Source organism: Rouxiella sp. T17 (assembly GCF_036663475.1).
In the GTDB taxonomy this organism is placed as follows: domain Bacteria; phylum Pseudomonadota; class Gammaproteobacteria; order Enterobacterales; family Enterobacteriaceae; genus Rouxiella.
This window is the reverse complement of sequence record NZ_JAWUEA010000035.1, coordinates 23618-47469: the sequence shown is the minus strand read 5'-3', so window position 1 is coordinate 47469 and position 23852 is coordinate 23618. Positions and strand designations below refer to the sequence as shown.

Genomic DNA, 23852 nt, shown 5'->3' with positions numbered 1-23852 from the left:
CTGTATGAAATTACAGGTCTGTTGTTATGTACAGGAAGGTGATCATGCTAGCGCAATTAACCATTAATAACTTTGCGATTGTTCGCGAGTTGGAAATTGATTTTCATGCGGGTATGACGGCAATAACCGGTGAAACCGGGGCAGGTAAATCTATCGCTATCGACGCGCTGGGTCTGTGTTTGGGCAGCCGCGCCGATGGCAATGCTGTCCGACTGGGCACTAACCGAGCCGATGTCTGTGCGCGTTTTACGTTATCAGATACACCTTCTGCAAAACAGTGGCTTATCGACAATCAGCTCGATGAAGGTCAAGACTGTCTTCTGCGTCGAACCATCAGCACCGACGGTCGTTCACGCGGCTTCATAAACGGTACGCCCGTGCCGCTGTCACAGCTGCGTGAGCTGGGCCATCACCTGATTCAGATCCACGGCCAGCATGCGCATCAGATGCTGGTTAAACCTGAACACCAGAAACACCTGCTCGACGCCTATGCCGCGCAGTCTTTCCTGCTCTCGCAAATGCGCAGTGCCTATCAAAATTGGCACCACAGCTGCCGTATGCTGGCGCAGTTCCAGCAGCAGGTCACCGAGCGCGAATCTCGCCGCCAGCTGCTGCAATATCAGCTGAAAGAGCTCAACGAATTTGCGCCTGTACAGGGTGAATACGAGCAAATTGATGAAGAATACAAGCTGCTGGCTAACAGCGGACAGCTGCTTTCTCTGAGCCAGAGTGCTTTGTATCTTCTCAGCGACGGCGACGATCAAAACATCAGCAGCCTGCTGTATACCGCCAAGAATAAGCTGACCGAACTGGCCGAGCTTGATCCCAAAATGAATGACCTCATCGTCATGCTTGATGACGCGTCCATTCAGATCAGCGAAGCCAGCGACGAGCTGCGTCACTACAGTGAACGCCTCGAGATGGATCCAAACCGCTTGTTTGAACTCGAGCAGCGTCTGTCGCGTCAGATGGCGCTTGCCCGCAAACATCACGTCTCTGCCGAAGAGCTGCCAGAGTTACATCGTCATCTGCTCGATGAGCAGAACGCGCTGGACCAGCAGGAGAGCAATCAGGCTGAACTGAGCGAAGCTGTAACGTTGCATCATCAGCAGGCGCTCGACGTGGCCAATGCCCTGCACCAGCAGCGTCAGCACTTTGCCGATGAGCTAACCGATCTCATCACTAAAAGTATGCAAACACTCTCAATGCCTCACGGGAAATTTAAAATTCAGGTACAGTTTTCCCCCGACCATCTGAGTGCCGAAGGCGCTGACCGTATTGAGTTCCAAGTGACGACTAACCCGGGTCAGCCGCTGCAAGCGCTGGCTAAAGTGGCGTCCGGCGGTGAGCTTTCCCGTATTGCCTTGGCGATTCAGGTAATCACTGCACAGAAAATGGAAACTCCTGCGCTGATTTTCGATGAAGTGGATGTCGGTATCAGTGGCCCAACGGCGGCAATTGTCGGTAAACTACTGCGCCAGTTAGGTGAATCGACTCAGGTTATGTGTGTTACTCACTTACCTCAGGTTGCCGGCTGTGGTCATCAGCACTATTTTGTCAGCAAAGAGACTGATGGCGAAGTCACAGAAACTCAGATGAGTCGACTGGATAAAAAAGCACGTTTGCAGGAGCTGGCGCGTCTGTTGGGTGGAAGTGAAGTCACACGGAATACCCTTGCCAATGCAAAAGAGTTGTTAGCGGCGTAAAAACCTCAACTTTTTTACATTCCAGCGGTCATACTGGTGCCCTGCAAAGGTTTCAAACTGATGAAAGGTCTATTATCATCGGCATCTTATGCCCTAAAGGAATGTAAAGACTATGCGCTGTAAAACGCTAACTGCCGTCGCTGGAGCTCTTTTGATGCTGACTGCCGGTTGTTCCACCGTGGAAAAGATCGTTTATCGTCCTGATATTAATCAGGGAAACTATCTGGCCCCTGCTGACGTACAAAAGATTCATACCGGAATGACCAAGCAACAGGTTGCTTATATTCTGGGCACGCCAATGATGGATGACCCATTTGGCAACAACACCTGGTTCTACGTATTCCGTCAGCAACCGAGTCACGAAAATGTGACTCAGCAGACGCTTACGTTGAACTTTAACGAAGCTGGCGTGTTAACCAACGTTAACAACAAGCCAAAGCTGACTGACTAAAAGCCCGAAATTTAGTGCTGGCCTTCAATAATTTGTCAGCACGCTATTTAGGACGAGTCAGGGTAAAAAAATAAGGCGCTCTAAGCGCCTTATTTTTTTGACTGTTCAGCTCGGATTCTTCGTAGCTCTTTCGGATCTGCAATCAGCGGCCGATAAATTTCCACTCTGTCACCGTCGGAAACTTCATCACTTAGCTTAACAGGCCGACTGTAAATGCCGACTTTGTTAATCTTCAAATCAATCTCACGGCGCATCTCCAGCAATCCAGAAGCCTGAATTGCCTGCTCGACGCTGCTTCCTTTCGGGAGACGCACGGTTTTCAAATACTGACGTTCGGGCAAGGCGTAAACCACCTCAACGGCAACATCAGACATTGTAAACCTCTTTGGCGCGCTTGGTAAAAGCCTGCACCATGCTTCCTGCCAACTCTTTGAAAATTTTACCAAAAGCCAGTTCGATCAGCATATTGGTAAATTCAAAATCAAGGCTAAGCTCAACCTTGCAGGCATCAGGACTGAGTGGCGTGAACTGCCATCCGCCCATTAGCTTACGGAAAGGACCATCGACTAATTGCATGTCGATGCTTTGGTTACTGGTTAACGTATTCTTGGTGGTAAAGGTTTTACTGATCCCGGCTTTGGCAACGTCTACGGCCGCCGTCATCGTGTTATCAGTTTTATCCAAAACGCGGCTTCCGGTACAACCAGGAAGAAATTGCGGATAAGCATCCACGTCATTTACCAGCGTATACATTTGTTCCACGCTAAAGGGTACGAGCGCAGAGCGGCTAATATGAGGCATATCATTTTCCAGGTGTCATAAAACATACAGATCATACCATTTATCGCGCCACGGGCAAAAAAGTCGACGCAGATAAAGCACAAGCTGTGAAAAACAGCACCGCGAAACCCTCAGGGGATTTCATTCGGCAATGCTTACAGTATAATAAGTATCACTATGACAAAGAAAAAAGCACATAAACCCGGTTCCGCAACGATTGCAATGAACAAACGCGCTCGCCATGAATATTTCATCGAAGATGAAATTGAAGCGGGTATTTCTTTGCAAGGTTGGGAAGTAAAATCACTGCGTGCTGGCAAAGCCAACATTGCCGATAGCTACGTAACCTTCAGAGACGGGGAAGCTTTCCTGTTTGGTGCGACCATCACACCCCTGACCGTTGCGTCAAGCCATGTTGTCTGCGAGCCAATGCGCACCCGTAAACTCCTCATGAACAGACGCGAGCTCGATAAGCTGTTTGGCAAGGTAAACCGCGATGGCTACACGGTAGTTGCTCTCTCCATGTATTGGAAAAATGCCTGGACCAAAGTCAAAATCGGTCTAGCGAAAGGTAAGCAGGATCACGACAAGCGCGATACTGCTAAAAATCGTGAGTGGGCTGTCGATAAAGCTCGCATAATGAAAAACGCCAAACGTTAAGTCTCTGGCTTATCGGTATAAAGTTCTGATATACTGAACACAGTTCTTTGGGGCTGATTCTGGATTCGACGGGATTTGCGAAACCCAAGGTGCATGCCGAGGTGCGGAGGCCTCGTAAAAAACCGCAAAAAAAATAATTGCAAACGACTCGCAATTCGAATCTGCTGCTTTAGCAGCTTAATCAGTCTAATACACTGAAGGTTCCCTCTCTCCCTAGCCTCCGCTCTTAGGACCGGGATCAAGAGAGGTCAAACCCAAAAGAGCTCGCGTGGACATCCTGCCTGGGGTGAAAGCGTTAAAACCAATCAGGCTAGTTTGTTAGTGGCGTGTCCGTCCGCAGCTAACCGGTGAATGTGATGACTGGACTAAGCATGTAGTGCCAACGGCGTAGTAATTTCGGACGGGGGTTCAAATCCCCCCAGCTCCACCAAATAAGTACTCCGGTTATTACCAGATAAGTCCGGAGAAGTACGAAGAGCCCGCAACCCACAAGGTCTGCGGGCTTTTTTGTGTCCGTAGATTTCATTAATTTAAAAAACTCCCCCATCCCTTCCTCTATACAATGTTTATTGTTCCAACTTTAGGTGTCTGCAGACCTGCCAACAGAACCTCCCAGGTAGGCATGGTCAGCAAGGCATTTGAGTATTTGAAAGGTCAGCGTGAATATCGCGATAGTAAAAATGGCCGTCAACTGACGGACAGGGAAAAATTGATGTCAATCTGGCTGCAAAATTATGCCACGACCTTAAGAGCTAAATTGAAGAGTATCAGGCTTGAAGTACCCGTAGACTGGGCTCAACTTCAATTAAGACCTGATGAGATTTGGGGCGGCGAAGCAGCCGCAAATTTACTCATTGAAGGCTATCCGATTCCTGAAGAACTCCAGCTTCTCATACACACATCCCTGAATGAACGTGCCAAAGAGTTGAGCGTGAAGGTCAATAGTCAGGGAAAACTATGGATTACCCGTGCCTTTTGGGGAGTTGCCTTAAAATTGAATCATACTGGCGAAGCCATGTTATGCATTGCTGGACTTATCGCCAGCGGTGATGACCGCAACATAGAAACGGCAAGGATGATTAATGACAAATATCTTAATCTTAAAGAAGGCTCTATTAGCAGATATTGAAAGCTGCGACAAAGAGCGATTAATAGCTACTATAACAAGCCAGCACAGGGCAGACACTCATGAAGAGACAGAAAAATTTATGGATAATTTCTGGGCTAGTGTTTTTAACAAAAATCAAAATACGTTCACTTACCTATTGAGTAATATCAGTTACATTAAGCGTAAATTTAACTAATAATGAGTAGAGTAACTCACATTAGATAGTATATTATAGTTAATGAGCAAAGTACGTTACATTATAATAATTAAAATCGATTAAATACACGAACTTGTAATTAGAATATTCTTAAGCTATTAAATAAATTATAGAAATGTGATAAGTATTACTCATTAATAGTTAGGTAATTTCAAAGAATGCTGTTCAAGCCTAATCAAGTCTACAGAAAAGACACTTTTCAGTGTCTTTTCTGTAGACTTAGGAGCTGTGCTTACTATGAAACCTTCAGAAAAAATCACCAGTTCTGCAAAAGAAACGATAAAAATGCTCCGTGAGCATAATGATGCAGCTCAAAATAAAATAAAAATCTCGGCTGATGCGTTAGATAATAATATTCAAGTTAAGTTGGAAAAAACCAATACACTTCGAAGAGCATCCAAAACAAAAAAACCGATGAGTGCATTTGAGCGCGATGATGCTAGGCACAAAATCATGAAGTTACTGTTAATGGGTGAAATGACCCAAGGGCAAGCTCTTAAAGCACTCAGGGTCGATTTACTTGGATTGAAACAGGAAAAATATTGCAGTCTGGTTTCTGTATCAAGAAAAACGTTATCAGACATTGAGAACGATCGCGGAAATTATACCTCTGACATCATCAACAAGGTGTTCAAACCTTTTGGCCTTAAAGTTGGACTAGTGCCCATTTCACGGCATACCTTGAATCAGATACTGAGTGAATAAACAGAATCTTTTTGCCGATTAAGCTTCATTAAATCGGATCAAGCATATTCCCTGTCCTTCCAAGCCCTTTATTTATTTCTATTAAACCTACACCCCAATATTTTCCTGCAAACATGCGTCACATCAAATTCTTGTCCTAAATACTTATTCTCGGATTGTAACCAAGACGCTTCATCATTAGCGTGATGACTTATATAACCAATCAAATCAATAAGATAGATTGTTTATATAACTCCATCCTCTATTATAGGTAAAACAAATATGTCGCAGAATAATAAGCAGTCTTCGAAAAGTATTACGGTGCTCGCGGCCAAGGTTCTTAACGATCCTAAAGCTTCTGCTTTAGAGAAAAGTTTAGCCGGCTCCGTGTTGTCACAGTTTGGTACTCACAACCAAACTGGAGCAGAATTACAAACGTTGGCGTCGGCAGCGCTGAAAAATCCGAGTTCAAGTGAAACCATTAGAAGGTTGGCAGGTTCTGTGGTGTCGCAGTCGACGACCGATCGCTGATTTACCCCTTCAGGCCGAGATACTTCTCGGCTTTTTTCCAGACAAAGTCGCCCTGCATTTCCCCGTAAGCCCTATATTTGGCCTGTTCAGCCCCTGCAAACTGAAGCATTACACTGTTTTTATCGGGCTAGTTCTGTTACCCCTTTCACTCAGGTATTCTCGTTAATAACTTATAAAGATGGTACGTATCTTGCTCCGACAGTCCGTTATTTTACTCTGAGGAATAGTTGATGAAAAAAAGCGCGTTGATCACTCTGCTGGCTCTGGCTTCGTTTAGTTCTTTTGCGAATGCCGATTCGGTCCTGCGCTTCGGTGTTGACCCTACTTTCGCCCCTTTTGAAACCAAAGCGCCAGACGGCAGCCTTGCGGGCTTTGACATCGATTTAGGTAACGCGATTTGTCAGGAATTAAAGGTTAAATGTCAGTGGGTCGAGACCGCGTTCGACAGCATTATTCCTGCTCTTGATGCCAAAAAATTCGATGCGGTATTGTCCGCCATGTCCGTGACGCCAAAACGTCAGGCGCAGGTCGATTTTTCCGATACGCTCTACCATATTCCAAGCGTTCTGATCGCCAAAAAAGGCAGTAACATCTTGCCGACGCCAGAATCTTTGCAGGGTAAATCAATCGGTGTTGCTCAGGGCACGATTCAGGAAGCCTACGCGCAGGCGTTGTGGCAGAGCAAAGGCGTGAACGTGGTCTCTTATCAGAATCAGGATCTGGTTAATCAGGATCTTGAATCTGGCCGTGTCGATGCCACGCTGACCAACGCCGCCGCCGCACAGACGGGCTTCCTCGACACTGCTGCGGGCAAAGGTTTTGCCTTTAGCGGCGAGATGCTGACCGACCCAAAATACCTGGGCGCCGGCACTGCGATTGGCCTGCGTAAGGGCGATAAAGAGCATCAGGAAATGATTAACAAGGCGCTGGTGGCTATCCATCAAAACGGCACTTTCGAGAAGATTGAGAAGAAATACTTCAGCTTCGAAGTCTACAATAAAAAGCCGCAGGCATAATAAATAACACCGTTTATTCAAGGAGATAAGGATGCTTCAAGGTTACGAACGGCTACCGGATTTTAGCCAGCAACGTCAACGTTTTCTGACAGCCGCTCAGGAGGCCGGGGCGCGCGTGACCGAGTATCCTCATCCTCTGAAAGGTCCAAAAGGTGAAGATCTGGCGACCGACGTAGCGATCTTGGGCGATCCCCTTGCGCCACGGCTGCTGGTCGTGGTCTCGGGAACCCACGGCGTCGAAGGCTATTATGGTTCTCAGTGCCAGATTGACTGGTTGAAAGTGAATCACGCCAACGTGTTGCCAGCCGATACTGCCGTGGTGATGATCCATCTGATCAATCCTTGGGGCACCGCGCATCTGCGTCGCGTCAATGAAGACAACATGGATCTTAACCGGAACTTTGTCGACTTCAGCAAGGCGCTGCCGAATAACGCACTTTATGAAAACCTGCATGATATTTATTTGAGCAAAGATTTGAACGGGCCAGAACGCGCCGCGGCGGATGATTTGTTAGAAAAACATTCTGAAACAGCGGGTTGGAGCGAAGTGAAGAAGATTGTCGAGGCGGGGCAATACGCGCATGCCGACGGGATTTTCTTCGGTGGCCAGCAGCCAAGCTGGTCGAATCGCACGCTGCTTACCATTATCAAAACTCATCTGGCGCATGCCAAAGCCGCCATCAGTTTTGACTTGCACACGGGCGCGGGCGCGTATGGTCACCCGATGCTAATGGCGATTGCTCAACAGGCTTATCCGGCCTTGCAGCAGGCGCGAGAAGTGTTTGGTCCGTGGCTTTACGTGTTGATTACTGGCAAGAATATTGGCAGTAACACCGGCGTGACGGCGACGGCCACCGGCTATCTGTCACAGTTTATGCTGGATAATCTGCCCGATACGCAGCTCCTCCAACTGGTTATCGAATGCGGGACCTATGACGGCGAAACCATGCATCATCTGGTGCGCGACGATCATTGGCTGCATCTTTACGGAGACCCTTTGAGCGCGCAGGGTAAAAAGGTGAAAGGCGAGTTATTTGAGGGTTTTTATCCGCAGGATAAAGACTGGCAGCAGTTGGTTCACCTGCGAACTCAGCAGATTTTCAGTCGTGGCTTTAGCGCGTTGGCACTTCTGTAGCATTACGTAAATCGTTAGCTGTACGAACATCGTTAAAACCATCGCCCGTCTACTGTAACCTATTGGACGGGCGATGTTTTTTCTACAGTCTTTTACAGTTAAACGCGGCCGTAAAAGGTCATTCTGGCGGTTTCCGACAGCGCAATATTCGGCTGTGAATTATAGGCCAGCACCACCAGCATACGGGTGACATCCCCTTCTGTCGGCGTTACGCGGTGAATCGCATTACGCCCACGGAACAGCACTAAATCGCCCGCTTCGATAGCCAATTTCTTTGGCTCAAGCTCTTTATCGAGCAGTTTCTCAACGCCCGAAAAATTCATCTCGCCGCTGTCGGCATCACGCAAATTCTCAACGTATTCAAAGACACCGCCCGCCTCAGGTTTTTGAATAAGCAGGGTTATGGCAAACGAAGAGTTGTCGAAATGCCAGCCCAGCTCCTGCCCTTCCCCCGCGTAATGCAAATTAATGGAAGAGAGTTTGTCGGCATACGGATAAAGCTGCTGTTCGCCTAAGACTTCGCAGAGGAAAGCCTGAAATTCAGGCGCATCATAAAGCGCGCGTAAAGGTGATTGCTGAGGGATTTGATCGTCGGTGATGCAGCCTTTTGACGAGACAATTTGTCGATTACGTGGATGCGTCGCAGGCAGGCCGTCGTCGGGCTTCAGTAAATAGACGTTGTGACGACTTTGCGTGTAATACGCCAAATGCTGATTTTCATCGCCTTCCTGTTTAATCACCGCCAGCGCAGCCGGGCTTAGAAAGTTGTGCAAAACCAAAGCCCCTTTCTCGTCCAGCGTCTGCTTACATTGCGCCAAATATTGATCGTCGGTAATCGGGTTGCGAGAGAGATTTATCAGGGTGTCGAGTGCTTGCATCATAATCCTCAGGGAAATATCAGGAAAATATCAGATAAAAATCAGGGAAAAATCAGTTGCTTTCACTTTAATCAATGTTGCTCAAACGAGGAAGCGCGCAATCGACAAAATGAGATAAATTTTCAGCCATGTTGGCGGTTGCGGCAAAGTGATTCTTCTGCTGATATAAACGACACCTTGGTAACTTTTACCCAGACACGTTTACTAGCCCGACACATTCACTCAGGGAACCTCAGATGACTACCCTTAATCATTTTGGCCAACCTATTGGCGACGAACTTCCCGGCTGGCAACCGCGGCCCCAGCCCGAGCGGATTGATTTAACAGGAAATTACTGCAAGCTTGAGCCATTAAACGTTGAGAAACACAGTGAATCGCTGTTTAATGCCTGGCACAGCATTGATGACGATCGCGACTGGACCTATTTTTCTATCGATCGCCCCGCGACGCAGCAGGCTTGCGATGCGTACATCAACGAAATCTCCAGCAAAAAAGATCCGCTCTATTTCGCCGTAATCGACCTGAAGACTCAGCGCGCCATCGGTGGCGTGTCGCTGATGCGTATCGATGCCGCTAACGGCGTGGCTGAAATTGGCTGGGTTAACTGGTCGCCGCTGATGAAGCGCTCACGGTTTGGAACCGAGGCGATTTACCTGCTGATCAGCTATCTGTTTGATGAGTTGGGTTATCGTCGCTGTGAATGGAAATGTAATAGCCTTAACGATGCGTCAAATATTGCCGCTAAACGCTTTGGTTTTACCTTCGAGGGCACGTTCCGTCAGGCGCTGATCACCAAGGGGCATAATCGCGATACTTGCTGGTATTCGATGCTCGACGGCGAATGGCTGCCGATTAAGGCCGCTTTTCGCCGCTGGCTTAATGAAGATAATTTTACGCTGGGCGGCCTGCAAAAACACAAGCTCGAGAGCTTTATGCCTACGGACAGCGCTGACTAAGTAATAAAATCGGTTAAACGGATTTAGGCGCGGCGCCCTGCCGCTCCTGCTCCAGGAGCCGTTTTTTACGATCTACGCCCCAGCGATAACCCGAGAGCTCACCGCTGCTTTTCACTACGCGATGACACGGGATAGCCACGGCCAGCAAGTTTGCGGCGCAGGCTCCCGCCACGGCGCGCACGGCTTTTGGCGAACCGATTTTAGCCGCCACGGCGGCATAGCTGAGCGTTTCACCTAGCGGAATGGCGCGTAAAGCCTGCCAGACGCGCTGCTGAAAAGCGGTGCCGCGAATGTCGAGCGGCAGCGCCAATTCAGCCCGATCGCCATCGACGAACCCGACGATCGCCGCGATCCGCCCCTCAAAATCAGGATCACCGCCGAGCAGCTGCGCGTGTGTAAACGTTTTTTGCAGGTTTTCGACCAGCGCCTGCGGATCGTCCCCGAGCAAAATTGCGCAGATGCCGCGCGGGCTTTCGGCCACCAGAATATCGCCGAGCGAACAGCGTCCGACGGCAAACCACACCTCAACACCCTTTCCACCCGCGCGATAATCACTCGGCGTCATGCCCAAACGCGCCGTGGATGAGCCATAAAAGTGGCCATTCGAGCCATATCCCGCCTCAAGAATTGCCGAGGTCACGGAAAGAGGCTGCGCCAGATTTTCGCGTACGCGCTGCTGCCTTTTTGCCATCGCGTAGGCGCGCGGCGTCAGGCCGGTAAATGTTTTGAACAGGCGATGAAAATGATAGGCGCTGAGTCCGACCTGAAAGGCAAGCTGCTCTAAAGTCGGCGTTTTATCGCTATTTTCAAGCAGTCGACAGGCTTGTGCGATCTGCTGCGCGTGCTGCTGATGCAGAGAAATTCGCCCCTGCCGACAACGTTTACAGGGCCGATATCCGCGCTGTTCAGCCTCTTCGCCAAGGGTAAAAAACTCGACGTTTTCGCGATTTGGCTGGCGCGACGGGCAAGAAGGCGCGCAATAAATGCCGGTGGTTTTAACGGCATAAAAAAATTGCCCGTCAGCGGTGGCATCGCGCTGTGTAATAGCCTGCCAGCGACGTTCTTCTGAAGAGAAGTGTTCGTCATCGCTAACATGTAGGTCAGTAGAAAAGGCGGTCTCTTTCTCATGCTGTTTCATGGGCTGTCCCACTCAACGAAGGTTGAGATTTATCGAAGGTTGGAAGCTACCTTAAGACTTTCGACACATGTTAACACTCCGCCGCTTGCTTTTTCATTCCGCACTTTTCATTCCACACACTCTTTGCCTACATTCCTAATGCCATTCTTACTGCGCCCATTATTGCGCCCGATAAATCATTCGAGAGCCTGAATTTCGTCACATCAAATATTCTTAATCTCGGACTGCATCACCCTTAAATTATCGCGTCATCGACTATGCTTAAAACACCTTATTCTGCGAGCAACGGATATGACTCTTGATCTTATTGGTGTAGGTATTGGCCCTTTTAACCTTAGCCTGGCAGCGATGGCGAAGGATTGCGGGCAGATTCAAAGCGCTTTTTTCGATGGGCACACAGAGTTTGGCTGGCACCCGGGAATGTTACTGCCCACCGCCACGATGCAGACCTATGTCTTGCAGGATCTGGTCACCACGGTTTCTCCCCGCAGCGAATTTTCTTTCATTAACTATCTGGTCGAGCGCAAAAAAATTTACCGTTTTCTGGCGACCGAGCAATTAATTATCAGCCGTGACGAGTTCTCGGATTATCTGCTGTGGGCCTGCGGCAAAATGTCCAATCTGCATTTTTCACATCAGGTTGAAAAAATTGATTTTGACGATCGGCAGCACTGTTTTCGAGTGCAAACGGCGAAAGGTGAATATCAGGCGCGCAATATTTGTCTGGGAACCGGCCACGCGCCGTGGATCCCGGAAACGGCGCGCGCGGCGATTGGGAAAAACTGTTTCCATGCCGCCGAAATCGAATTGCTGAATACCGATTTCACGGGCAAAAGAGTGATGATTGTTGGCGGCGGACAAAGCGGCGCAGATATCGTGCTAAATACGCTCGACGGCCACTGGGGCAAACCCGCGCACCTGAGCTGGCTGTCGCGGCGACCTAACTTCCAGCCGCTGGATGAATCTATTTTTACCAACGAATACTTCACGCCGGAATACGTTAACTATTTTTATACGCTTCCCGACGAAGTGCGGCAGGAAGAGATTAAAACGCAGAAACTCCCTTCCGACGGCATCAGTTATCACACGCTGGAAAAGATTTATCACCATTTGTATCACCGTTTCGACGTGTTGCAGGAGCCGAGAAACGTCTCGCTGCTGCCACACAGAACGCTTAAAGGCGTGACGCGTACAGCCGACGATCGTTTTACACTCCTTGCCCAGCACGGGATGAGCCAATGCGAGGAACATTTCGAGGCGGATATCGTTATTCTGGCGACGGGTTATCGTCCGGGGCTGCCGGATTATCTCGGCCCGTTGCTCGACAGAATTCCCTACGACGGGGAAAAACATCTGCCGCTCGGGCCGAATTTCAATCTGCGTTGGGACGGACCGGAAAGCAATCGTATTTACGCGGTCAACGCGGGGATCCACAGTCACGGCAGCGCCGAAGGTCAGCTGACGCTCACCGCCTGGCGCTCGGCAAAAATCGTTAATCACCTGCTCGGCAAATCGCATTACGACATCAGCCCGAGCCAATCGCTGGTGCAATGGTGGCCGGGCGCGTGACGACTTTTACAACATGATGACTTTTATAACGTGATGACTTTTATAACGTGATGACTTTTAATACATCATGACTTTTACAACATGAAAGAGTGTTAAAGCGCGAGCGTTCCGTCGATGAGGGTGCAGGTTTCGCCGCCAATCCACGGATGCCCGTCTTCATAATGCACAAACACACGGCCATCGCGCTGGCGGCAGGTGCCTTGACGCACGCGATAATGCTGCGGCGTTTGGCCGCCGTCAGGGAAATATTGCATCGCCAGCACGCGAGCCAGACAGGCGTTGGCGCTGCCGGTAACCGGATCTTCCACCAGTTGCGATTGCTCGACTAATAGCGCGCGCACCTCGTAATCGAAATCCTGACCGGAAAAATGCGGGCCGTAGAGCGCGATGCCCGTCACGCCCGCCTGCTTTTGCAGCGCGGCAAGCGCGGCGGAATCAACATTTACCTGCAAACATTCTTCGGCGGTAGTCATTCTCACCACCAGCCAGCGAATCCCCATATTCACGACAAACGCTTCGCTGCCCGTTTCATACGGCGTAACGTTGAGGGTCGCGTTTAGTAAAGGAATGCAGGCCGCTTCCAGCGCGTGAATTTCGGCAGGTGGCGCGCAGAACGCCAAACCACCCTCTTGCAAAATATTCACCGGCACTAAACCTACGCCGCACTCTTGAATCAGCTGCCCGGCGGTTTTGGGCGTCAGGCCAGATTCGAGTAAAGCGTGCGCGGTGCCCAATGTCGGATGACCCGCGAATGGCAGCTCCGTATCGGGAGTAAAAATACGCACGTGATAGTCGGCGGTAGGGTCCTGCGGCGGCAATACAAAGGTGGTTTCAGAAAGATTGGTCCAGCGAGCGATCGCCTGCATCTGCTCGTCATCCAGCCCTTCGGCATCAAGAATAACCGCCAGCGGATTGCCTTTCAGCGCCTGCGCGGTAAAGACATCCACCTGTTTAAAACGACGTTTGGCTGACATAGCGCCCTCTTTTTGGAAAGTAAGTGATTAAAGTTTGCTGTTTAAGTTTAGCCTGCAAGCTTTGGCAAACTTCATCATTGATGGGGAATTTAAGTTTATTTGCACTTTATGAAGCTAGCATTTTCAATCGCTAATTGCAGTTGATTAAGCCCTGCAACCCTATAAACTCTTTGCCATTACGCATTTGGGCCGGAGGCCGGATTCAAGAATGATATGGATTATGATTGCTGCACTGGTGGTGGTTTTTGTGGTGGGCTACTGGTTTATGACGGCCGACACCCGCAAGGCCAATGATTCGCTGGCTAGCCTGTTGAAAATCAAGCCGGTCTACATCGATTCGATGCTGCTGGAGATGGGAAAACGCCAAAGCGCGATGTTTATTCGCTCGATTAGCAGCGGCTATGCCGAAGAAATCCGCAAAGCGGCCTACATCGTGTTTATCTATCACACTTTTATAAAAGACGCTTCCGACGGGAATATCGCCCACTGGCGCAACGTGTTGGTCCGCGCGCATCTTGATCCGGTATTAACGAGCGAGCACGCCGAGCTGACGCTGTTCTACTTTGCCGAGCTGGATATCGAACCTTTTGAACTTGCGCAGTTCCGTCGCAGTTACAACGAAACCTTCAATCAGCTGCATCTGGTTTGATAAAAAGTCTGTTCTGATAAAAATGCGATTGGGTAGAAAAGACGATAAACATGAGCGTTATAAGAAATATAAATCGAAACAAGAATGCCTTTTTAAGAAACATCAAAAAAGCGCTGCTGATTTCCTTTCTAAAAACTCGGCGTTTTAGGCCGCTTTTTGACCCCGCCGCCGTTCGTAATGTTCTGTTGCTACGTCTTGATGACAAAATTGGCGATATGGTGGTCACGACGTTTACTGCACAACGATTGGCGCAACAGGGTTATCAGGTCTCGGTATTGACCGGCCCGCTTTGCAGCACGATGCTCGAAAAATGCCGCTATTTAGATAAAGTTTTTTTGTATAAAAACCGCATGTCGCTGAAGGAATTACACGCGCAACGGTTTGATGTTGTCATTGATTTTGATGACGTGCAAGATTTGGAACGCCTCAAGCTGGCGTGGGATCTCAAGGCTGGATATAACATCGGTTTCAACAAGTCGGGCCTGAATATCTATAATCTTCCCATCGATTTTCTTAACGATGAGCAGCACATTACCGAACGGCACAAGCAGGTTTTGCGCCTGTTTAATATCGAACCGGAGTGCGCGAAATATCATCTGGGCGAATGCGAGATTGAACACCAAAAAGTGGTGCAGACGCTTGAATACGTTGCTGAAGATATGGTTGTGGCTATCAATCCCTTTTCAGGCGCGCAGGACAAAGATTTTTCTGCTGCGCAGGTCATTGAGCTGATTTCGTTTATTCATGATATCAATCCGAGCAGTAAAGTGGTGATGATTGGGCCGACAAAAAAGGTCGAATCATTTAGCACTCACGGCGCTTATGTGGTGGCAGACAGCACGATTAATACGGCGATCGAGACGGTGAGAATCGCAGATTTGATCATCAGCACGGATACGTCGATTGTACATATCGCCAACGCGCTGAATCGCCAGCTGGTGGCGATTTACAATAAAAGAAAGCTGAAAGATACCGGCCTGCCCGGCTATAAAATCTGGGCACCCAACTATATTGGCGCCACGCAGATTGTTATCGATGAGGCGAACGTCTGTGACTATTCGCTGAGCCAGGCGTTCCCGATAATTGGAAACTTGCTGAAAAAAGCACAGTGATGGGGCAAGCAGAGCTAGGCGGCCCTTTCTATTTTGTCGTTAACAACGAGATGTCGTAAAAGACCTTCTGGGTGGTCATTAACGAACGCGTGGCCATTAACGAAAGCATAGAAAGGGCAAACCGTTTATCTGAATACGTTATCCAGATAGTTACTTAACAGCTGGCGAGAGCTGAAACCGTGGCAGATCCCGTAATAGGTCGCCGTTTCACTCTCTAAATCGAGGGGAAACTGGGTGTAAACGTCGCTGCTACGAAACGACGCGGTCGGATCGGCAAAACGTTCGCTGCGCTCTTTCATGGCGGGATGAATCACTAACGCCGTGCGCCCAAAACGCGCCTCGCGATTAACATAAACGTAGTGCTCGCCACGGCGATAACCGTAAGCTTTATCGTCAATAAAATCGCGTTCAAATCCTGATGTTTCTAAAACTCTTGCCACTTCGTCGGGCCGTAAATACATGGGTTGTCCTCACTCTCAAAACCGCAAAGCGACCTTACCGCAATAAATCTGCCAAACAATGCATTTACGTCGAAATCAGGGCTATTTAGGATTTATCTAAGCTTTTCCCGACACGATATCCTCTTAACACAGGACTCGTACGGGAAAGCCGTCGTTACTGAGGCTGTTTCGCCCTCTTTTCGATACGCAGCATTTTGATGGTAATCATCATTGCCAGCAGCACCATAAACGAGGCCGCTAAATAGATAGACGGCGTGCCGAAATGCGAAATCACAATCCCCGCGACGGGTCCGGTAATGCCAAGGCCCAAATCCAGAAATGCGGAGTAAGTCCCGAGCGCCGTGCCCTGATTCTGCTGCGGCACCTGTTTCACCGCCTCGACGCCCAGCGCCGGGAAGATAAGCGAGAAGCCAGAGCCGGTAAGGAACGCGCCAATCTCAACGCTAAACGGGCTAATCCCCTGCCAGATGATCAGCAGGCCGATAATCTCGATGACAAACGACACAATAGATACCCGCAGGCCGCCAAAACGGGCGATATTGCTGCCGAAAATCAGTCGCATGCCGACAAAGCCGAGGCTAAATAGAGTCAGGGTAAACGCCGCGCCTTCCCAGCCTTTATCCGCGTAATAGAGCGTGATGAAGGTGGCGATAACGCCGAAGCCAATGGTACCGAAACCCAGCCCTAAGCCATGCATCCAAATCTTGCCGACCACGGCGCGGAAGGCGATACGTTTACCCGTAACGACGGTAATCGCCTGCTTCGAACTTGCCAGAGCAATCGCTAACGCCGCTATCAACAGTATAGTCAGTGATAAGCCAACCAGCCCAAAATGCCCGTTGATAAACACGCCGAGAGGCGCACCGGCAGCCATCGCGCCATAAGTGGCGACGCCGTTCCACGAAATAACGCGCCCGGTGTGGATAGGATTAGTTGCGCCGATGCCCCACAAAATAGTGCCGGTGGCGGCAAAGCTCTCGCCGACGCCCAAAAATATGCGGCCAATGCACAGGAACACCAAACTGAGCACGGGTGAACCGGTACTCATCCAGGCAAGAATATAAAAGAGTCCACTTAACCCACAGCAGGCGAGACCGAAGATGACGACCTTTTTGGGTCCGATATTATCGGCAAAACGCCCGGCGTGCGGACGGCTGGCAAGCGTCGCGAAATACTGCACGCTGATAATCAAACCCGCCAGCACGGAGTTAAAACCGAGGGTGTTATGGACGAATCCGGGCAACACCGCGAGCGGCAAACCGATGCTTAAATAGCAGACAAAAGTAAAAATCACGATCGACAGTATGCGTTTATTCAACTGTAAATTCGTTTGAATCGTTGTGGATGACATGACTAGCCTGGATGGTGGTATGAAGTGTGAGGAATACCAAGCATAAACAGGTTTGGCGGCCCTGCAAATGAAAAAACGTTTTAAAAATGTCATCAATTGTCACACCGCCTCCACTTTTGCGGACAATTCCGAGCGGCGTAATCTAAAGCCGCGCCACGACTGGAGAAAATAACACTGGCAGTTGCGGGAAATGGCTGATTTTACTCTTCTATTTGTGCAATTAATCGCCGATCGCCGGTAATTTCGTTCACAGCAGAAATTATTGCGCTATGCTTTTAACAGGTCGCGAAACAAGCGAAATAGAACTGTTAAACAAGGAGAATTCAATGTTTAAGAAAACAGACAAAATCGAACGCAATGCTGACGAAGACATCTCGCTGCTGGCCGATACTTTGGATGAAGTGCTGAAATCCGGTAACTCAAAATCCAAGGAAGAGATTGAAAAGATCAAAGACAAAGCGCAAGGCGTCTTGCGTGATGCCCGCTCCCGCTTCAGCGGCAACACTAATCTAACCCAGCACGCTCGCGATGCTGCCTGTCAGGCCACTAACTATGTGAAAGATAATCCGTGGCACGGTGTGGGTGTCGGCGCTGCTATCGGTGTCGTGATCGGCGTGTTGTTGGGTCGTAAATAGAATAGTTGGGTCGTAAATAATCGACTCACGTTTCTGATAGCGTTTCTAATAGATAGAGACACTAGAGACAGAAACACACGAGTAAATAGCGATAAAAAAGACCACTTTTCAGTAGTTAGTTGAGTAAGAATTTAGATCAATAACGCCTCGTTATTTGAAAAATCGCCTTGATGCGGCCCACGCTGCTTCGGGGCGTTTTTTTATTCCGCCACAAAAACTGACTCTTTTTTACACAAAGTCATCTTTACAAAAAAAACTTTTCTTAACTTGAATTTTGCTAAGCCTGATTCCATGCGGCTTGTCGGCCTATTTTTTATAATTATGAGCCTATCATATAAAAAGCCTATATCTAGGCGGGTTGATATCTCTGAACACAACATCTAGTATTTTAGTGTTCGGCGCGACATAGTCCGCCAGCACGAATCTTACGCCTTATCTGCTGCACATCTGCCCTGCGACAGGCAGAATATAAGCCGTAAACACTAAAGTCCTCTTACCCTAAAGGTAAATGCGAATCATGAGCATAATCATTTACAGCAAACCAGACTGCGTCCAATGTAACGCGACCTACCGCGCCCTGGACAAACATGGCATTGACTATCAAGTGATCGATTTGACGCAAGACGCGCAAGCTCTGGGCCACGTCCGTTCGCTGGGCTATCAGCAAGTTCCGGTCATCGTTGCAGGCGACGATCACTGGTCAGGCTTCCGTCCTGACAAAATCACCGCCCTGCGCCAAATGCAGGAAGTCCACTAAGGCCCGCTATGAGCTGCCTGGTGTATTTTTCGAGTAAGTCGGAAAACACCCATCGCTTTGTCGGCAAGCTTGGCTTGCCGGCCATCAGAATCCCGATTTCACCCACGCGTGAGAAACTCCGCGTCGATGAACCCTACATTCTGGTGGTGCCTAGCTACGGCGGAGGCACGACGGTTGGCGCCGTCCCGCGACAGGTTATCCACTTCCTCAACGACGAACACAATCGAAACCTCATCCGCGGCGTAATCGCCGCTGGCAACACTAATTTCGGCGCAGCGTACTGTATTGCCGGTGAAATTGTCGCGAAAAAGTGTCAGGTTCCTTACCTGTATCGCTTTGAACTGCTCGGCACACCGGAAGACGTTGAGTCGGTAAAAAAGGGAGTAACTGAATTTTGGCAGCGACAGAATTAGCAATCACCGATCCCGGTGTCGGCACGCCGGACTATCATGCGTTAAACGCGATGTTAAATCTGTTCGATGCCGAAGGAAAAATTCAGTTTGATAAAGACAAGCTGGCCGCGCGCCAGTACTTTCTTCAACACGTAAATCAGAACACGGTGTTTTTCCATAACCTTTCGGAAAAGCTGCGTTATCTGGTGGAAGAAGGCTATTACGACGCCGTGGTGCTGGATCAGTACGCGTTTGAAGATATCAAACGTCTCTTCAAGCAGGCCTACGCCAAAAAATTCCGCTTCCAGACCTTTTTGGGCGCGTTCAAGTATTACACCAGCTACACGCTGAAAACCTTCGACGGCAAACGCTATCTCGAACGTTATGAAGATCGCGTCTGCATGGTCGCGCTCACGCTGGCGCAGGGCGACATCAAGCTCGCCGGTCACATGGTCGACGAAATCATCAGCGGCCGTTTCCAGCCTGCGACACCGACGTTTCTGAACTGCGGTAAAAAACAGCGCGGCGAACTGGTGTCGTGCTTCCTGCTGCGTATCGAAGACAACATGGAGTCGATTGGCCGTTCGGTAAACTCCGCGCTGCAACTGTCGAAACGCGGCGGCGGCGTGGCCTTTATGCTGACCAACATTCGTGAAGTCGGCGCGCCTATCAAGCGCATTGAAAACCAGTCATCGGGCGTGATCCCGATTATGAAAATGCTGGAAGACGCCTTCTCCTACGCCAATCAGCTGGGTGCGCGTCAGGGCGCGGGCGCGGTTTATCTGAATGCTCACCATCCGGATATTCTGCGTTTCCTCGATACCAAGCGCGAAAACGCCGACGAAAAAATCCGTATCAAAACGCTGTCGCTCGGTGTGGTGATCCCGGATATCACTTTCGAGCTGGCGAAAAACAACGAAGATATGTACCTGTTCTCGCCGTATCACATCGAAAAAGTGTACGGCAAGCCGATGTCTGAAATCAGCATCACCGAGAAGTATCGCGAGATGGTGAATGACAAGCGCATTCATAAAACCAAAATCAACGCGCGCGAATTCTTCCAGGTGCTGGCCGAGATTCAGTTTGAATCAGGCTATCCGTACATGATGTTCGAAGATACCGTTAACCGCGCCAACCCGATCAAGGGCCGCATTAACATGAGCAACCTGTGCTCCGAGATTTTGCAGGTTAACTCCGCCACGATTTATGGCGAAGATCTCTCTTATAAAGAGATTGGCAAGGATATCTCCTGCAACCTCGGCTCGCTGAATATTGCCGCCGCGATGGATTCGCCGGACTTTGGCCTCTCGGTCGAGATGGCTATTCGCGCGCTGACCTCCGTGTCGGACATGAGCAACATTCGCTCCGTGCCGTCCGTCGAACAGGGTAATCACGATTCCCACGCCATCGGTTTGGGTCAGATGAACCTGCACGGTTATCTGGCGCGTGAACGTATTTATTACGGCTCGCCGGAAGCGCTAGATTTCACCAATCTTTATTTCTACAGCGTGGCCTATCACGCTGTACGCGCCTCTAACCTGCTCGCCATTGAACGCCAGCAGACGTTTAAAGGCTTTGAAGATTCGGCCTACGCCAGCGGTGCGTATTTTGACAAGTATTTGCAGGACATCTGGCACCCGAAAACCGAGCGCGCGCGCGAGCTGTTCGCCGACGCGGGTATCACGATCCCGGGCGTTGCCGAATGGGCCGCGCTGAAAGAGTCGGTGATGGCGCACGGCCTGTACAATCAGAATTTGCAGGCGGTTCCGCCAACGGGTTCTATTTCGTACATCAATAATTCGACTTCCAGTATTCACCCGATTGTCTCGCGCGTAGAAATCCGCAAAGAGGGCAAAATCGGTCGCGTTTACTATCCGGCGGCCTTTATGACCAACGACAATCTGGATTACTACCAGGATGCCTACGAAATCGGCCCGGAAAAAATTATTGATACCTATGCCGAAGCCACGCAGCACGTCGATCAGGGCCTGTCGCTGACGCTGTTCTTCCGCGATACCGCCACCACCCGCGACATCAACAAAGCGCAGATTTACGCGTGGCGCAAAGGCATCAAGACTATCTATTACATCCGTCTGCGCCAGATGGCGCTGGAAGGCACTGAAGTACAGGGCTGTGTGTCGTGCACGCTGTAACTGAAAAAATTTAAAGGAAATCACATGAGTTCGGTCAAACAGCTGCTGCCGGTCCAGCCGATCAGCAAGGCTATCAACTGGAACAAGATTCAGGACGATAAAGATCTCGAGGTGTGGAACCGTCTGACCTCCAACTTCTGGCTGCCGGAAAAGGTGCCGTTGTCGAATGATATTCCGTCCTGGGCGACGCTCAGCGCCAAGGAAAAACAGCTGACAATTCGGGTGTTTACCGGCCTGACGCTGCTTGATACGGTGCAAAATATCATTGGCGCGCCGACGCTGATGAAAGACGCCGTTACGCCGCACGAAGAGGCGGTGTACTCGAATATCTGCTTCATGGAGGCGGTTCACGCGCGCTCTTACAGCTCGATTTTCTCGACGCTGTGCGCAACGTCGGACGTTGACGAAGCCTATCGCTGGAGCGAGGAGAACGTCGCGCTGCAAAACAAGGCGGCGATCGTGCTTTCTTACTACAACGGTGAAGATCCGCTGATGAAGAAAGTCGCCAGCGTGTTCCTGGAATCTTTCCTTTTCTATTCAGGATTTTACCTGCCGATGTACTGGTCGAGCCGCGCCAAGCTGACCAACACCGCCGACCTGATCCGCCTGATCATTCGTGATGAAGCGGTACACGGTTACTACATTGGCTACAAATTCCAGCAGGCGTTGAAGAAAGAGAGTGAAGAGCGCCAGCGTCAGATTAAAGATCAAACCTTTGATCTGATTCAGGATCTGTATGACAACGAAGTTCGCTACACCGAAGAGCTGTATGACGGCGTCGGCTGGAGCGAAGATGTGAAGAAATTCCTGCACTACAACGCCAACAAGGCGCTGATGAATCTGGGCTACGAGCCACTCTTCCCGGCGAGCATGGCAGACGTGAATCCGGCCATTCTGTCGGCATTGTCGCCTAACGCCGATGAAAACCACGACTTCTTCTCGGGTTCAGGCTCTTCTTACGTCATTGGTAAAGCTGTTAATACCGAAGACGAAGACTGGGATTTCTAAGCGTTTCTTAAACGCTGGCATCAATAAACTGGCATTCATAAAAAGCCCGCCGCGCTGTTTGTTCAGCCCGGCGGGTTTTTTGTTTCTTCATTTTATTACTTACAAACACAAGTACTTATAGAGATAGGCAGATCAGGAGAAGAATTTCGCCAGCACCAGTAGGCCAATCGACACGTTGATCGCCCCGCCAATTCGCGTCGCGATTTGCGCAAAAGGCATTAACGTCATGCGATTACCAGAAGTCAGAATCGCTACGTCGCCCGTGCCGCCCTGCCCGCTCTGACAACAGGAGACGATCGCCACGTCGATGGGATGCATGCCAATCTTTTTGCCGACCACAAAACCCGTGCCGACCAGCGCGCTCACCGTCGAGACGATCACCAGCAGATTTTGCAGCGTGAAGGCGTCTACCAGCTCCTGCCACGGCGTAATCGCCACACCGACGGCAAACAGAATCGGGTAGGTCACCGCCGTGCGGAAAAATTTATAGACCGCCATCGAGCCGTGCTGAATGCTCGGTGAGACGCCGTGCGCCAGCTTGACCGCCACCGCCGCAAACAGCATGCCGACAGGCGCGGGCAGGCCGATCAGCCTTTGTCCGAGCATCCCAACCATATAAAGGAGGATTGCCAGCAGCGCGCCACAGGCCAGAGCATTAACGCCCGGCATGCCTTCGAATTCGTCATTACCGTTGGTGATCGCGCCCTTCTTGCTGGGCATCAGCGAGCCTTCGCCGGTCAGGTGCGGATAACGTTTGCCCAGCTGATTTAGAATCCCTGCCAGCACAATCGCCGTCAGCCCGCCCAACATCACAATCGGCAGGATCTTGCCGAGCGCCACGCCCTGCTCCATATGCAGAATCGCCGCGTAACCCATCGACAGCGGGATCGCGCCTTCACCCACGCCGCCGGCCATGATAGGCAGGATAAGGAAGAAGAAAATCTGGAACGGCGGCAGGCCGAGCGCCATTCCGACCGCCATACCCACCAGCATGCCAACGATTTCGCCACACAGCATCGGAATGAAAATACGCAGGAAACCCTGAATCAGCGCCTGACGGTTCATGCTCATAATGCTGCCGACAATAATGCAGCAGATATAAAGGTAGAGAATGTTGGTCGACTTGTAGAATTTGGTGGTGGACTCAACGACTACGTCGGGCAGCAGGCCGTAATGCACCATCGCCGACGGAATAAAGGTGGCGCAGATGGCGGCCGCGCCGAGTTTGCCGAGCAGCGGCAGGCGTTTGCCAAATTCGCCGCAGGCAAAGCCGAAGAAGGCGAGCGTAGCGACCATGACCACAATGTCGCTGGGCAATTTGCCGCTCAGGCAGTCCAGCAGAATCAGAACGCCCGCCAATACAAAGAACGGCAGCGGAATAATGCCGACTTTATAGTTGTCCAGCACGTGCCACCAGCGATCGCGTCTTGCCGTCGCGGCGGCCATTTGGCGGGCGGCGGCGTGCTCTTTTGCTTTCGCCTCTGTTTCTTTTACGACAATGTAAGAATCATCAGTGGTGCTCATCGATTCG

General features: G+C 50.2%; 25 protein-coding genes and 1 other RNA gene. 18 read left to right on the top strand and 8 right to left on the bottom strand.

Annotated elements, in window-relative coordinates; genetic code table 11:
• Positions 1–44 precede the first annotated feature (44 nt).
• Both recN and bamE read left to right on the top strand, forming a co-directional pair.
• Complete coding sequence (gene recN / locus SC206_RS13670) at positions 45–1706, top strand: DNA repair protein RecN (RefSeq protein ID WP_332737990.1); 1662 nt, start codon at positions 45–47, stop codon at positions 1704–1706.
• 112 nt (positions 1707–1818) lie between these two features.
• Positions 1819–2157, top strand: a complete 339-nt coding sequence (gene bamE / locus SC206_RS13665) for an outer membrane protein assembly factor BamE (RefSeq protein WP_332737989.1) — start codon at positions 1819–1821, stop codon at positions 2155–2157.
• Between the two features lie 89 nt (positions 2158–2246).
• Here bamE and SC206_RS13660 read toward each other — a convergent pair whose 3' ends face one another.
• Both SC206_RS13660 and SC206_RS13655 read right to left on the bottom strand, forming a co-directional pair.
• Positions 2247–2531 (bottom strand): RnfH family protein, encoded by a 285-nt coding sequence (locus SC206_RS13660; protein WP_332737988.1) that lies wholly within the window; start codon positions 2529–2531, stop codon positions 2247–2249.
• Positions 2524–2958 (bottom strand): type II toxin-antitoxin system RatA family toxin, encoded by a 435-nt coding sequence (locus tag SC206_RS13655; protein WP_332737987.1) that lies wholly within the window; start codon positions 2956–2958, stop codon positions 2524–2526. The genes SC206_RS13660 and SC206_RS13655 overlap by 8 nt, the downstream gene beginning before the upstream one ends.
• Before the next feature lie 156 nt (positions 2959–3114).
• Here SC206_RS13655 and smpB point away from each other — a divergent pair, with 156 nt between their 5' ends.
• The 7 genes from smpB (at position 3115) to SC206_RS13620 (ending at position 8288) form a co-directional block, all read left to right on the top strand.
• Positions 3115–3597, top strand: coding sequence for an SsrA-binding protein SmpB (gene smpB / locus SC206_RS13650; protein WP_045045965.1), 483 nt, complete (start codon positions 3115–3117; stop codon positions 3595–3597).
• A 49-nt stretch (positions 3598–3646) separates the two neighbouring features.
• Positions 3647–4027: a transfer-messenger RNA gene (ssrA, locus tag SC206_RS13645) on the top strand.
• Positions 4028–4219: 192 nt separating this feature from the next.
• Positions 4220–4726 carry a type IV toxin-antitoxin system AbiEi family antitoxin gene (locus tag SC206_RS13640; RefSeq protein WP_332737986.1) on the top strand — a complete coding sequence of 169 codons (507 nt, stop codon included), beginning with the start codon at positions 4220–4222 and terminating at the stop codon, positions 4724–4726.
• Between the two features lie 433 nt (positions 4727–5159).
• Positions 5160–5627, top strand: coding sequence for a helix-turn-helix transcriptional regulator (locus SC206_RS13635; RefSeq protein WP_332737985.1), 468 nt, complete (start codon positions 5160–5162; stop codon positions 5625–5627).
• A 261-nt stretch (positions 5628–5888) separates the two neighbouring features.
• Positions 5889–6137, top strand: coding sequence for a hypothetical protein (locus tag SC206_RS13630; RefSeq protein WP_332737984.1), 249 nt, complete (start codon positions 5889–5891; stop codon positions 6135–6137).
• A gap of 230 nt (positions 6138–6367) precedes the next feature.
• Complete coding sequence (locus SC206_RS13625; RefSeq protein WP_332737983.1) at positions 6368–7153, top strand: ABC transporter substrate-binding protein; 786 nt, start codon at positions 6368–6370, stop codon at positions 7151–7153.
• A 31-nt stretch (positions 7154–7184) separates the two neighbouring features.
• Positions 7185–8288, top strand: coding sequence for a DUF2817 domain-containing protein (locus SC206_RS13620; RefSeq protein WP_332737982.1), 1104 nt, complete (start codon positions 7185–7187; stop codon positions 8286–8288).
• 98 nt (positions 8289–8386) lie between these two features.
• On the opposite strand, the gene SC206_RS13615 is transcribed toward SC206_RS13620, so the two are convergent.
• Positions 8387–9166: a 2OG-Fe(II) oxygenase gene (locus SC206_RS13615; RefSeq protein ID WP_332738234.1), complete on the bottom strand. Its 780-nt coding sequence runs from the start codon at positions 9164–9166 to the stop codon at positions 8387–8389.
• A gap of 236 nt (positions 9167–9402) precedes the next feature.
• Between SC206_RS13615 and SC206_RS13610 the strand changes: the two genes are divergently transcribed.
• Complete coding sequence (locus SC206_RS13610) at positions 9403–10122, top strand: GNAT family N-acetyltransferase (protein ID WP_332737981.1); 720 nt, start codon at positions 9403–9405, stop codon at positions 10120–10122.
• A 13-nt stretch (positions 10123–10135) separates the two neighbouring features.
• On the opposite strand, the gene ada is transcribed toward SC206_RS13610, so the two are convergent.
• Positions 10136–11260, bottom strand: coding sequence for a bifunctional DNA-binding transcriptional regulator/O6-methylguanine-DNA methyltransferase Ada (gene ada, locus SC206_RS13605; RefSeq protein ID WP_332737980.1), 1125 nt, complete (start codon positions 11258–11260; stop codon positions 10136–10138).
• A gap of 291 nt (positions 11261–11551) precedes the next feature.
• Between ada and SC206_RS13600 the strand changes: the two genes are divergently transcribed.
• Positions 11552–12829 (top strand): lysine N(6)-hydroxylase/L-ornithine N(5)-oxygenase family protein, encoded by a 1278-nt coding sequence (locus SC206_RS13600; protein WP_332737979.1) that lies wholly within the window; start codon positions 11552–11554, stop codon positions 12827–12829.
• A gap of 92 nt (positions 12830–12921) precedes the next feature.
• Here the strand turns inward: SC206_RS13600 and SC206_RS13595 are convergent, their stop codons facing one another.
• A complete protein-coding gene (locus SC206_RS13595) occupies positions 12922–13803 on the bottom strand; it encodes a PhzF family phenazine biosynthesis protein (protein ID WP_332737978.1) in 882 nt (293 codons plus the stop codon).
• Between the two features lie 208 nt (positions 13804–14011).
• Between SC206_RS13595 and SC206_RS13590 the strand changes: the two genes are divergently transcribed.
• Together SC206_RS13590 and SC206_RS13585 are read left to right on the top strand one after the other, a co-directional pair.
• Positions 14012–14452 (top strand): DUF1198 domain-containing protein, encoded by a 441-nt coding sequence (locus SC206_RS13590; RefSeq protein WP_332737977.1) that lies wholly within the window; start codon positions 14012–14014, stop codon positions 14450–14452.
• Positions 14453–14502: 50 nt separating this feature from the next.
• A complete protein-coding gene (locus SC206_RS13585) occupies positions 14503–15564 on the top strand; it encodes a glycosyltransferase family 9 protein (protein ID WP_332737976.1) in 1062 nt (353 codons plus the stop codon).
• A gap of 125 nt (positions 15565–15689) precedes the next feature.
• On the opposite strand, the gene SC206_RS13580 is transcribed toward SC206_RS13585, so the two are convergent.
• Together SC206_RS13580 and SC206_RS13575 are read right to left on the bottom strand one after the other, a co-directional pair.
• Positions 15690–16025 (bottom strand): DUF2002 family protein, encoded by a 336-nt coding sequence (locus tag SC206_RS13580; protein WP_332737975.1) that lies wholly within the window; start codon positions 16023–16025, stop codon positions 15690–15692.
• A 154-nt stretch (positions 16026–16179) separates the two neighbouring features.
• Positions 16180–17376, bottom strand: a complete 1197-nt coding sequence (locus SC206_RS13575; RefSeq protein WP_332737974.1) for an MFS transporter — start codon at positions 17374–17376, stop codon at positions 16180–16182.
• Positions 17377–17702: 326 nt separating this feature from the next.
• Here SC206_RS13575 and SC206_RS13570 point away from each other — a divergent pair, with 326 nt between their 5' ends.
• From SC206_RS13570 to nrdF, 5 genes are all read left to right on the top strand, one after another.
• Entirely contained in the window at positions 17703–18011 is a 309-nt protein-coding gene (locus SC206_RS13570) for a DUF883 family protein (protein WP_332737973.1), read from the top strand.
• 517 nt (positions 18012–18528) lie between these two features.
• Complete coding sequence (nrdH, locus tag SC206_RS13565) at positions 18529–18768, top strand: glutaredoxin-like protein NrdH (protein WP_045045942.1); 240 nt, start codon at positions 18529–18531, stop codon at positions 18766–18768.
• A gap of 8 nt (positions 18769–18776) precedes the next feature.
• Positions 18777–19181: a class Ib ribonucleoside-diphosphate reductase assembly flavoprotein NrdI gene (gene nrdI / locus SC206_RS13560; protein WP_332737972.1), complete on the top strand. Its 405-nt coding sequence runs from the start codon at positions 18777–18779 to the stop codon at positions 19179–19181.
• A complete protein-coding gene (nrdE, locus tag SC206_RS13555) occupies positions 19163–21313 on the top strand; it encodes a class 1b ribonucleoside-diphosphate reductase subunit alpha (RefSeq protein WP_332737971.1) in 2151 nt (716 codons plus the stop codon). Before nrdI ends, nrdE begins: the two co-directional genes overlap by 19 nt.
• A gap of 24 nt (positions 21314–21337) precedes the next feature.
• Positions 21338–22321 (top strand): class 1b ribonucleoside-diphosphate reductase subunit beta, encoded by a 984-nt coding sequence (nrdF, locus tag SC206_RS13550; RefSeq protein WP_332737970.1) that lies wholly within the window; start codon positions 21338–21340, stop codon positions 22319–22321.
• A 132-nt stretch (positions 22322–22453) separates the two neighbouring features.
• Here the strand turns inward: nrdF and SC206_RS13545 are convergent, their stop codons facing one another.
• A complete protein-coding gene (locus tag SC206_RS13545) occupies positions 22454–23845 on the bottom strand; it encodes a 2-hydroxycarboxylate transporter family protein (protein ID WP_332737969.1) in 1392 nt (463 codons plus the stop codon).
• Between the last annotated feature and the right edge of the window lie 7 nt (positions 23846–23852).